This window comes from Pseudoalteromonas sp. MelDa3 (genome assembly GCF_002863625.1).
Lineage (GTDB): Bacteria > Pseudomonadota > Gammaproteobacteria > Enterobacterales > Alteromonadaceae > Pseudoalteromonas > Pseudoalteromonas arctica.
Map to the genome: position 1 here is coordinate 1 of NZ_PJBR01000226.1, position 11,712 is coordinate 11,712.

Below are 11,712 nucleotides of genomic sequence, written 5' to 3' on the forward strand. Positions count from 1 at the left end.
AATTTTAGTTACAGTTTGCATATCAATATCGGCACCTGCAACGCCGCTAAACTGCCCATTTTGTAAAATGGGTACTACCGCTGAGATTGTAAGCTCGTTAGTTGTTACATCAATATAGGGAGTTGTAAAAGCGGTATTTGATTTGTTTTCGACTAATTTGTACCAAGGCCGAGAGGTCGCATCAAAATCAGAAGGTAAAACGACAGATTGATCGTTTAATATAAACGTGCCGCTGGATTTACCGATATAGGTATTTTTAAAGCTTCCGGCAAGTTCTGCAGTATTTAATTGTGAAAGGGTGAGTGCTTTAGAATCATTAGCTTTGTGGGTTTTAGCAATTGATATAACAATCGCCAACTTTGCATTTAACCAACTCGCTATATTTTGTGAAACAGATTCTGAGTTTTGTTGTAATACTAGGCTTAACTGCTGCTCTGTTTGCTTGCGCATTGCAATGTAGTTATTAAAAGTAAATAACCCTAGCACCAAAACCAAAATTAAAGAGGCTGCAATAGTCACTTTGGAAGTAAATTTCAACGAGTTAAGCATATACATCCTTTTTATTATTTATCTTTATTATCCATACAGTTTTAGCAAAAATTTAGCAAAATGTCCTAATAAATAAGGCTTGCGACTAGATTATTAGATAAAAATAAGGATAAAGGATTAAAAAACAAAAGGCTGTAGGGGGTAACTGACTAGGGCGTGTTGATCTTTGTGGATTGAACTTTGTTCAATCTTGGGGCGATTAAATCGCGACGCGAGGTTTGTAACCTAGTGGGCTAAGTAAAAACCGAGCAACAAAGAGTTAATCGTCCCTAGAAAGAACCCTTCGGGCAGCGCATGTTTAGTATTTATGCTGCGTTATCGCCTATTTATGGGGAATAACCACACTACATAGGCTCTGCCTTGTCTAAAAACCAAACATACTGCTGTAAATTCACCCACCAATGACCAACATGCCCTGATATTGAGATAAATTATGACTCATATTAATTACTTGTGGAACGTTCCTATTAAATATAGCTTTATAAGTGACTGAATACGTATTCAGTCACTTTTGTATAGTCTGTTATTTCCATTTATTTGCTAAGCGAACAACATTTAATCCGTACCATGCTATAAATACATAACACATCATCGGTACAAAAAAGCTTTGTTGTATATTAACTGTGTCAGCTATAAACCCTTGCAGTAATGGTACAAGTGCCCCCCCTACAATAGCTAAGCATAACCAACCAGAACCCTTACTAGTCAATGATCCTAGTCGCTCGATAGCAACCGAAAATATAGTCGGGAACATAATTGAGTTAAATAAACCAATTGCCAATACTGAATATAAAGCGACGTCACCTTGAGTAAAAATTGTGATAAATAATAGCGCAATAATACTAAATGCATTAAATGCGATAGCCTTAGAAGGCGCTATTTTTTGTAATAAAACAGAGCCAATAAAACGCCCTACCATTGCCCCGCCCCAATAATAACTAATAAGTGCGGCCGCGGTATGCTCTTCAAGCCCTGCTATGTGTGCCTCACCAAAGTAATTTACTAAAAAGCTGCCGATGGCAACTTCCCCGCCTACATAACAAAATATAGCAAGTACACCCATAGTTAAGTGCGGTGCTTGAGTTAATGAACGAGATTCTACTGCAGCGTTATTTTCTTCTTTATGGGCTTCAATTTCTGGAAGCTTTATAAAGGCAAATATAATAGCGATAAGTAATAAGGCGCCAGCAAGCATTAAGTAAGGAACTTTTACAGATTCAGCAGTTGCTGCAGAAGCGGCTAGACTACCTGCGGTACCAAAAAATAATAAACCACCTACATAAGGCCCAACAGTAGTACCAAGCGCATTAAGTGCTTGTGCCAAATTTAAACGAGAAGAAGCTGTTTTTTCAGGCCCAAGAGCAGCAACATAAGGGTTAGCAGAAACCTGAAGTACCGTTACACCAGCGGCAAGTACAAATAAAGCGCCTAAAAATAGCCAATACTCATGTACTACAACAGCAGGGTAAAACAACATACAGCCAATTGAAGCCACAATTAAACCGGTTAAAATCCCTTTTTTGTAACCAAACTGCTTAACTAAAATACCCGCAGGGATAGAAACAATAAAATAAGCACCAAAAAAGCAAAACTGTACTAGCATCGCTTCAAAAAAGCTTAAATCAAATACGCCTTTTAATCGTGGTATTAGTACATCGTTTAAAACAGTAATAAAACCCCATAAAAAAAATAGGGTCGTCATTGCAGTCAGTGGAAACAGGTAATTTTTATTTGGCTGTTCGTTGACCGCGAATGATTGATTTGTATTTATTTCACTCACGTCGTTTTCACTCCATTAACAAGTTGAAAACGATTCTACATGTTTATATATAAATTAGTCAGTGCAACAAAGGAACGTTCCAATTTCATGGTTTGCATTGAGTATTGGTCGTATTGATAATACGGTCTATCTCACCACTATTATGGAACTGATAAAGCCCTTCGTTTATGTCATCTAAGACTAAAAGCCATTTAGGTGTAAGCTTACTAATAGCAAAATATAAAGGATTGTATTGCAAAGAAATGCTTTCTTGCTCAATGGAAGAAAGCAAAGATTGTTTTTCAGGTTTAGTTAAAGAAGAGTAAGTCACTGAGAATTTAAGAACTTGAGGGTCGCCTATAATCAAATCAACACGTTTAGCAACCAGAAGCTGAACAAGTTGTAAATCATCAACAGAGGTAATAACTTCAAACTCAGCATTGTCCATCATAGCATCAAACTCAGGCGTATTTTGATACCCTCGAACAACACCAATCTTTTGCCCTTTAAGCGATTTTAAGTTTCCAGTGAAACGGTCTGAATCGCCTTTCCTTTTTAAAAATGCAATTTCGCCACCTTTAAACGAATTTGATAAACCGAGTAATTCTCGACGTGTTTTACCATTAACATAATCGGAGGGGGCTGTATCTTCTATAAAATATTCAGGCATTAATATATCAGCTTTGCCTAGCTCTACATTTCGTACAGCTCTTGCCCAAGGCAAAAATTCTATATATACGCTGTAGCCCTTACTATTTAATAGAGCTATTGAAAATTGATAAACCCAGCCTTTATTACATAAATTATTACCAATATAAGGAGGCCAATCGAGTGTGGCTAAATGGAGTGTTTGTTTGGGTTTTTTCGCTTCATAGAGCACTCCTGATTTGTGGTAATGTCCAGTTAAAACATGTTGAGTACCATTTTGATAATACTCAACTGATGTTTCAGCAAAACAATTACTACTTGTCAGTAATAATATAAAATAAAACCAGCGCATTTTAGAATCTATTTCTGATTAAGAATATTTATGAGTTTAGTTACAACTAAACCTTTTGCACTAATAAATCTTAATTAGATGCTTTTTCCCATTTCATTTTATTATTTGTATCACGTGAGCTTATAATTGTTGTATCGCTGCTCTCAACGCCGCCTAATTTAGCTAAGCGATCGTACAAAACAACATTACAGGTAGCCGCTAAGTTCATGCAGCCAATAGTTGGAATATATACCACTTCATCACACCACTTTAAAACGTCTTTTGGTACAGAGCCATCTTCGGGGCCAAATACATAAAATGCATTTTCAGGATGCTTAAACTCAGGAAGTGGCGTTGCACCTTCAATAAGCTCAATGACAACAACGGTAGCACCCTCTGGTTTTACCGCTTCTAAACTATCGGTTTCGGTTAAAGGGATACGCTCAAGTGCGTTCTTAGTATCGGTATGAAATTTTTTGGCATTTAAATAACGATTACCGGTAAAAAACACTTGTTTGGCGTCATAACAGCCTGCTGCACGCAATACACCGCCAACATTTGTCGGGCTTTTAGGGTTAATTAAACCAATACTCGCTTTTAACTTATTCATTAATCAGCGTCCTTTGTTGGCCACTCTGCTATGTATAAATCAAAATCATCAAGCTTTACATCACAATCTTTTACTGTTTTGTCTTTTACAGAAATACCTAGCTCATGCATCTTTGTTTTATCGCCACTATTTAATAATGGGTGCCAAGAAGCCAAACCACGACCTTCATGTAAACGACGGTAACTGCAGCTTTGTGGCATAAAAAAGATGTCTTTAAGGTTTTCTTTTGTGAGTTTTACACAAGAAGGAACAAGCGTTTGGCGGTTTTCGTACTCGCTACAACCACAGGTGTTGTTATCAAGATACTGGCATACAATATTAGTAAATATTAATTGTTCACCTTCACGTAACTGATCGGTAGCTGTAAATTCGTCTTCATCTTCGCTATCAATAAACGTATTTAAACAACATTTTCCGCATCCATCACAAATGGCTTCCCATTCGTTTTGACTCATGTCGCTTAAGCTTTTTTTAAGCCAAAATTGTGTATTTGCTAATTGTTGATCAAACATAGTTTACTCGTGCCCCCTAAAGAGCGCGCATTCTACCGTATTGCTGTAAATGGCGCAAAGCCAATACCCTTTCAAAGTACTGGCTTTACGCTACAAATTAGCTTTGAGATTTAACCCAACGCTTAATTTTTTCCTCTAAGATTGGCATTGGCAATGCGCCATCAATTAATATTTGCGTATGGAATGCTTTAATATCAAATTTATTACCGAGTTCTTTTTTAGAAAAATCACGTAATTCTTGAATTTTAAATTGGCCTAACTTGTAAGAAAGCGCTTGTCCTGGCCATGCAATATAGCGCTCAACCTCTGCAATTACATCGCTCTTTGCCATAGATGAATTAGCAAGCATGTAGTCTATACCTTGTTGACGCGTCCACCCTTTTGCATGAAAACCAGTATCAAGCACTAAACGCATTGCGCGTAATTGCTCATCCGATAAACGCCCGTACCACATATAAGGGTCGGTAAATAAGCCTAGCTCTTTGCCTAAGCTTTCTGCGTAAAGCGCCCAACCTTCTGCAAACACAGTGTAACCACCAAATTTACGAAAGTCAGGTAAGCCTTCTATTTCTTGTTGAAGTGCTATTTGAAAGTGATGCCCTGGGGCTGCTTCGTGAATTGATAAAGTTTCAAGTAAAAATTTAGGCTGCGCTTTTAAGTTATAAGCATTGATATAAAAAATACCAGGGCGAGAGCCATCAGGCGCCGGAGATGCGTATGATGCACCAGCTGCAGACTGCGCTCTGTATGCTTCAACAGCTTTTACAACGTAAGGTGCTTTGGGTGCGATGTTAAAAAGCAGAGGCAAACGTGCGTCTATTTTTTTCTTAACGTTTTCATATGCCGCAATTAACTCCTCGGGCGTGTCGTAGTAAAATTCATCTGAATCACGCAAATGATCAAAAAACTCAGGTAGCTCACCTTTAAAACCCACGGTTTCTTTTACTTTTTTCATTTCGCTTAAAATACGCGACACTTCACTTAAACCAATGTCATGAATTTCATCTGCAGATAAGCTAAGCGTCGTGTTTTTCTTAATTTGGTATTCGTACCATGCTTTACCGTTTGGTAAGTCACTATAACCAACGCTTTCTCGGCTATTTGCAATATACTGATTAGCTAGAAAGTCACTCATGCTTTTATAAGCCGGTACTAAGTGCTTCATAATCAATTGACGATACTGCGCTGTAATTTTTTGCTTTTGCTGTGCGCTAAACGAGTCTGGTAATTTTTTAATTGGTTCCCAAAATAGTGAGTCTTCGGCATTTTTAACTACATGAGCTGCAAATTGTGGCTGCAGTTTTTCAGCAAGTGGTTTTGGTAACGTAATACCTAGTTTAATGCCTTGCGCCATTGAACGCTCTACACTGGCTAGCCACTTTACAAAACCTTCGCTGCGCGAGATAAAAGCCGTGTAATCTTCAACGCTATTAAACGGCTGAGCACTTTGACCTGAACCAAAACCTGCAAAGGTGTTATGCGCACCCGCCATTTGGTTAATTGGTAGTAAATAATCAGGAAACTGCATGCCTTCTAATTTAAGTGCAAGGTCGCGCTCTAATATTTCAAAACTTAAAAGCGACTGCCCTGTTAACTGTGCTTTATCTATAAAGTTTAAACGCTGTTGATATTTTTTATAAAAAGCAGCTTTTTTAGCTCTATTTTCTTTTGAAATCTCAGGTGTAAATTGATCGTTAAACTCGTTACGACCATTATACGTTGCGCTGATGGGGCTGTATGTGAGCGATTCATCGTAATACTGCGTAACAAGTACATCGAGCTGTTGCTCTGCCGAAAGCTCTGAAACAATATCTGCCGATGCGTTAACGGTGTTTAACTGCGCACTGGTATTAGTGTGTGTACTAAGCTCAGTATTCATACAGCCACTTAAAGCAAACATAACGCCACTGGCAACTAATGCTAATTTAATTGATTTCATGATAATCCTTTTTAATATCGTTTTTTGATTATGCGCATTAAGCCTTATTTAATAAAGTAATTACGATAGATTGCGTTCATCGTATTAAATTTGCACTTTTATCTGAGCTTGTTACATTTCTATTAATTCAAATATGATTTAAAAGAAAAATAAAATGAAAAAACAACTACTCAGCACCTCTATTGCCTTACTGTGTTTAACTACTTTTAATGCCCATGCCGTTACATACCTATCGGCTAAAGCCATGGTTAATGTGGAAGATGGCAAACTCATTAAATCGCCCTTGATTACTATTGATGGTGGCGTAATTACAAACATTGAACAAAATAAAAAACCAATGCTGACTAAAGATGATAAACATATTCAACTACTTGATTTAACCCTTATGCCAGGTTTAATGGATATGCATGTGCATTTAACAAGCGATCCGACGGTTCCACGCAGTGAACGTTTAGGCCAGTCAGTACCTAGAATGGCGATTAAAGCGGCTCATTTTGCTAAAAGAACCTTAGAAGCCGGATTTACAACTGTACGTAATGTTGGCGCAGAAGGTTACAGCGTTATAGCGGTGCGTGACGGCATAAATGCGGGTGACATAGTTGGCCCCCGTATTTGGGCTGCGGGGCCATCACTCGGAATTACTGGCGGGCACTGTGATAACAACCGATTACCTCCTGAGCTTAAATATACTTCAAGTGGCGTCGCAGACGGTCCATGGGCTGCGCGTATAAAAGTACGCGAAAACATTAAATACGGGGCAAACGCTATTAAGTTTTGCGCCACAGGTGGAGTATTTTCAAAAGGGACTAAAGTAGGTGCACAGCAGTATTCTTTTGAAGAAATGAAAGCCATCGTTGATGAAGCCCATATGCGAGATTTACCTGTTGCAGCTCATGCACACGGTACAAGCGGGATTAAAACAGCCATTAAAGCAGGTGTTGATAGCGTAGAGCACGCCAGCTTTTTAGATGACGAAGCCATAGCCCTTGCCAAAGAGCATGGAACTTGGCTTTCTATGGATATTTATAACACCGAATATACTTTAACTTATGGCGAGCAAAATGGTGTTGACGAAGAAAATCTAAATAAAGAACGCCAAGTATCAAAAAGGCAACGTGATAGCTTTAGCCGTGCTGTAAAAGCGGGTGTGAAAATGGTGTTCGGTACCGATGCAGCAATTTACCCGCACGGAGATAATGCAAAACAGTTTAGCCGCATGGTTGAATTTGGCATGACAGAACTACAAGCCATTCAAGCATCCACTATTAATAGCGCTAAGTTATTAAAAATGGATACTCAGTTAGGACAAATTAAAACCGGATTTGCAGCTGATATAATTGCTGTGAAAGCAAACCCTCTTAAAAACATTAAAACCTTAGAGTCAGTACCCTTCGTAATGAAAGCAGGTGTTGTTTATAAAAACCAATTGTAAATACACGCTATTAAGGCTGAGCTTACTTAGCCTTAATAAACCCCTCACCCATCTCAAATATCCTATTAAAGGTACAACGTACCTTTAATAGGCTTAACTTTGTTTGTTAATTATCCGAACAGTTTTATTTAATCAAATAAAATGAACTTTCTATTCACTTTAAAAACAATAACCATTACCATTCGCGCAAATTCAATAACGCGAATAGTTATCACTCTATGAAAACGTTTAAGTACTCTCTTATTACTCTTGCTTGTTTAAATGCAAATATGGCATTTGCCCAAAATACACAAGTTGATGCTGATATTGAACGCATCAGCGTATACGAAAAACAAAACCGCGTGGTGATGAGCTCAGGTCTTGCTACTAAATCAGACATGTCTTTAATGGAAACACCTGCACCGGTTGTTATTATTGACCGTGAACTTATTGAATCTCAAGGTGTAGATAGCCTACAAGATTTAGTTAGAAACGTAAGTGGTTTAACACAAGCAGGTAATAACTACGGTATTGGTGATAACTTAGTAATTCGTGGTTTAGATGCAAACTACACCTACGATGGTATGTATGGTGGTGCAGGCCTGGGTAATACATTTAACCCAACTCGTTCACTTACAAATGTTGAATCTGTTGAGGTTTTAAAAGGCCCAGCAACAGGTTTATATGGCATTGGTAGTGCAGGTGGCGTAATTAACCTAATTGAGAAAAAGCCAGAGTTTGAAGAAAAACACAAAGTATCGGCTGAGCTTGGCCAGTGGGATAGCTATTCATTATCGTTTGATAGCACTAACGCTATAACAGATGACTTGGCCTATCGTGTAATGGCTAAAACAGCGTCAAGTGACGGCTTTCGCGATTTAAAAGAAGATCGCGACGAAATTTATACCTCGCTTAAATACGTACTAAACGACAGACAAAACATCATGCTTTCGGCAGCCTATATAAAAGATGAAATAGCGGTTGATTCTATTGGCCACCCTATTCGTATTTACAATGCAGAAACTGCAAATGGTTTAAGCGCGGGTGAAGTAACCGGTGCCGATTTAGTAAACGATCCGACAGGAAGCGGCGTACAGTTAAGTGATGCACAACGCGACCAACTTGCTAATTCATTATCTGCATCTGATGGATTAACACCTTATAGCTTTGGCACAAATGGTATTATTTCACCAATGGCTGATGCTAACGAAGGTGAAGAACTGCGTTTTAAATTAACGCATAACTATTACATTACTGACGATTTGTTTTTAAACCAGCAACTACAGTACCGTAACTACACATCAAGTTTTGCGCGCCAAACAGGTGCTTATAACTACGTTTACTCTACTCGTGATGGAATTATTAATAACGACCCTCGTGCTCCATTAGTTGAAGACGGTGTACTTTATCCGTATGCAGCACGCCGCCAAGAATACCGTCAAGTAGAAGCAGATGAAAAATCATGGCAGTACTTTTTAGATTTACGTTATGACTTTATGTTAGGCGACGTAGATAACGAATTACTTGTTAACGCAAACTACGAAGATAGAGATATTCGTTTTAAACAATTCTCAATATGGGATCAAGATTACGTACTCACAAACAATGATGGTGATGTAACGTACCAAGGTTCATTACCGTATATTTACGATATAAGAGAACCAAATTGGCCATCTGGCAGCTTTAATGATTTCGATCCACTTAAAACCAGCGACTACAATAAAAAAGTACAAGCATGGGGCTTAGGCATTCAACATGTTGGTTATCTTACTGAAGAGCTTACAACGCGTATTGGTTTAGCATATAACCGAATTGAGCAAACTTACGAGCACTTTGGTGTAGATGAGCGCTATAGCTCAAGCCGTGCAGAGCCTACACCTGAAGCGAGTACATCAGATTCAGGCTTAACGTATAACCTGGGTGCAACGTACCAGCCATCTGAAGATTTATCTGTATTTGTAAATCATTCAAAAGGTCGAACAGCGTATAGTGTATTAGGCTCAGTTGCGGGTAATGAAGCAGACAGAGAAGATTCTGAATCAATGAGTAACGATTTAGGTTTTAGATTTAAAGCGTTTGATGATCAACTACTAGCTTCTGTTGTTATATTCGAAAGCTCTCGTACTAATTTAGAATACGCAAATCCGCTTTATGACGCTTTAACATCAGGCTCAAATGTACCTGAAAGCTATTATGATGGTAAAGAAGAAACAACAGGTATTGAACTTGATTTAAACGCTTACTTAAATGATAAATGGAAAGTAAACGTAAACGGTATTTATCAAGATGCACGTGACAAAAGTAATCCTAATAGCAGCAGTTATGATACACGCCAAAAAGGTGTGCCTTACGTAACAGCAAGTACGTGGGTAACCTACTACGCGGATATGTTTAACTTACCTGAAGCTGTAAATATAAGTGGTGGTATTACGTTTGTAGATAACAGAAGTACTAATTCAAGTTCGTTCTCGATTCCTGATGGTTACGTACCAAGTTACACGACTTACGATACAGCGGTATCGTATACAACTGATAAATGGCATATGCAGTTAAACTTAAATAATTTGTTTAACAAAAAATATTACTCAAAAGCAATGTTTTTAGGTGGTATGCCAGGCGAAGAGCGTAATGCAAAACTAAGTTTTAGTTACACACTTTAACTAGCTAACCTGAACTCTGGATAATAAATCTATCTCAAGCAGCTATTTTCAGCGCTCACTACGTTGAATTTACTTGCAATAGGCCAGCTATTGACGCGTAAATTCGCCTTGTTTTCACTGAAAATCTCTGGCTAGAGAAAATAAATTTAAACATCACTATAATTCAATACGTTGGTAAATCTCTTAACCAGAGCTCAGGTTAGTTAAATACTTAAAAAGCACGGTATTCTAATTTAGAAGCCGTGCTTTTTTGTGTTTGATCAACGCTTAATCTAAATTAAATAGTAACCACTATGCGACCGTTAATTTCACCTTTGAGCATATCATCAAAAATTTCGTTAATGTCCTCTAAGCGTTTTTCTTCAATAATTGCTTTTACTTTACCTTGAGCGGCAAATTCCAAGCATTCTTGCAAATCTTTACGTGTACCAACAATAGAGCCCACTACTGACACGCCATTAAGCACAGTATCAAAAATAGGAAGCGGCATATCCTCTGGAGGTAATCCCACTAATACACATTTACCACCACGGCGTACACTTTTATAAGCTTGTTCAAACCCAGCTTTAGATACCGCAGTACACACAACGCCATGCGCGCCACCTACTTGTTCAAAAATAGCTTCGCTAGGAACAACTTCTTTAAAATCGAGGGTAATATCTGCGCCTAGCTCTTTAGCAAGCGCGAGTTTTTCTTTACCTGTATCAACAGCTATTACATTAAAACCCATTGCTTTAGCGTACTGTACTGCTAAATGACCAAGCCCGCCTACACCAACAATAGCAACCCACTGCCCAGGTTTAGCACCGGATACTTTTAATGCTTTATAGGTTGTAACACCTGCACAAAATAATGGAGCAGCTTCAGAAAAGCCTAATCCCTCAGGTATTTTTACAACATAATCACCATGCGCTAAACAATATTCTGCATAACTACCATCAATAGAATAGCCAGTATTATGCTGCGATAAACACAGTGTTTCTTTGCCATCTAGGCAAAACTCACAGTGCCCACATGCACTATAGAGCCAAGGAATACCCACTCTATCGCCAACTTCTAAGTGCTTAATGTTGCTTCCAACTTTATCAATAACACCAACTCCTTCATGCCCTGGAACTAATGGCATTTTTGGCTTTACCGGCCAATCACCATGACAGGCATGTAAATCGGTGTGGCAAACGCCACAAGCGGCTATTTTTACTAAAACGTCGTTTATTCCCACCTCAGGAATTGGTAAGTCTGTTATTTCTAATTTACCTTTGTATTGAGTATTAATTGCAGCTTTCATAGTCA

General features: G+C 38.3%; 9 protein-coding genes. 2 read left to right on the forward strand and 7 right to left on the reverse strand.

The window, feature by feature from the left end; genetic code table 11:
- The 6 genes from CXF89_RS19390 to CXF89_RS19415 all read right to left on the reverse strand — a co-directional run.
- On the reverse strand, positions 1–549 hold a 549-nt coding region (locus CXF89_RS19390; RefSeq protein WP_219621673.1), incomplete at its 3' end, for a cache domain-containing protein.
- Positions 550–1,072: 523 nt separating this feature from the next.
- The gene (locus CXF89_RS19395) at positions 1,073–2,329 is read right to left on the reverse strand and encodes a sugar MFS transporter (protein WP_121955513.1); all 1,257 of its coding nucleotides are present in this window, start codon (positions 2,327–2,329) and stop codon (positions 1,073–1,075) included.
- Between the two features lie 85 nt (positions 2,330–2,414).
- On the reverse strand, positions 2,415–3,308 hold the full coding sequence (locus CXF89_RS19400) for a substrate-binding periplasmic protein (RefSeq protein ID WP_121955514.1): 894 nt from the start codon (positions 3,306–3,308) through the stop codon (positions 2,415–2,417).
- Between the two features lie 70 nt (positions 3,309–3,378).
- The gene (locus tag CXF89_RS19405) at positions 3,379–3,897 is read right to left on the reverse strand and encodes an RNA methyltransferase (RefSeq protein WP_024598161.1); all 519 of its coding nucleotides are present in this window, start codon (positions 3,895–3,897) and stop codon (positions 3,379–3,381) included.
- A complete protein-coding gene (locus tag CXF89_RS19410; protein WP_024598160.1) occupies positions 3,897–4,409 on the reverse strand; it encodes a YcgN family cysteine cluster protein in 513 nt (170 codons plus the stop codon). Before CXF89_RS19410 ends, CXF89_RS19405 begins: the two co-directional genes overlap by 1 nt.
- Before the next feature lie 97 nt (positions 4,410–4,506).
- Positions 4,507–6,348, reverse strand: coding sequence for a DUF885 domain-containing protein (locus tag CXF89_RS19415; RefSeq protein WP_121955515.1), 1,842 nt, complete (start codon positions 6,346–6,348; stop codon positions 4,507–4,509).
- Positions 6,349–6,502: 154 nt separating this feature from the next.
- On the opposite strand from CXF89_RS19415, the gene CXF89_RS19420 reads away from it, so the two are divergent.
- Together CXF89_RS19420 and CXF89_RS19425 are read left to right on the forward strand one after the other, a co-directional pair.
- On the forward strand, positions 6,503–7,780 hold the full coding sequence (locus CXF89_RS19420; RefSeq protein ID WP_121955516.1) for a Xaa-Pro dipeptidase: 1,278 nt from the start codon (positions 6,503–6,505) through the stop codon (positions 7,778–7,780).
- Between the two features lie 218 nt (positions 7,781–7,998).
- Positions 7,999–10,419 carry a TonB-dependent receptor gene (locus CXF89_RS19425; protein WP_121955517.1) on the forward strand — a complete coding sequence of 807 codons (2,421 nt, stop codon included), beginning with the start codon at positions 7,999–8,001 and terminating at the stop codon, positions 10,417–10,419.
- Positions 10,420–10,696: 277 nt separating this feature from the next.
- Here the strand turns inward: CXF89_RS19425 and adhP are convergent, their stop codons facing one another.
- Positions 10,697–11,707 (reverse strand): alcohol dehydrogenase AdhP, encoded by a 1,011-nt coding sequence (gene adhP, locus CXF89_RS19430; RefSeq protein ID WP_121955518.1) that lies wholly within the window; start codon positions 11,705–11,707, stop codon positions 10,697–10,699.
- Positions 11,708–11,712 lie beyond the last annotated feature (5 nt).

What these genes read in the sequence shown, in the direction of transcription:
- CXF89_RS19425 (WP_121955517.1), top strand. Translation starts at nt 7,999, where the DNA reads ATGAAAACGTTTAAGTACTCTCTTATTACTCTTGCTTGTTTAAATGCA.
- CXF89_RS19420 (WP_121955516.1), top strand. Translation starts at nt 6,503, where the DNA reads ATGAAAAAACAACTACTCAGCACCTCTATTGCCTTACTGTGTTTAACT.
- CXF89_RS19400 (WP_121955514.1), bottom strand. Translation starts at nt 3,308, where the DNA reads ATGCGCTGGTTTTATTTTATATTATTACTGACAAGTAGTAATTGTTTT.
- CXF89_RS19415 (WP_121955515.1), bottom strand. Translation starts at nt 6,348, where the DNA reads ATGAAATCAATTAAATTAGCATTAGTTGCCAGTGGCGTTATGTTTGCT.
- CXF89_RS19405 (WP_024598161.1), bottom strand. Translation starts at nt 3,897, where the DNA reads ATGAATAAGTTAAAAGCGAGTATTGGTTTAATTAACCCTAAAAGCCCG.
- CXF89_RS19410 (WP_024598160.1), bottom strand. Translation starts at nt 4,409, where the DNA reads ATGTTTGATCAACAATTAGCAAATACACAATTTTGGCTTAAAAAAAGC.
- adhP (WP_121955518.1), bottom strand. Translation starts at nt 11,707, where the DNA reads ATGAAAGCTGCAATTAATACTCAATACAAAGGTAAATTAGAAATAACA.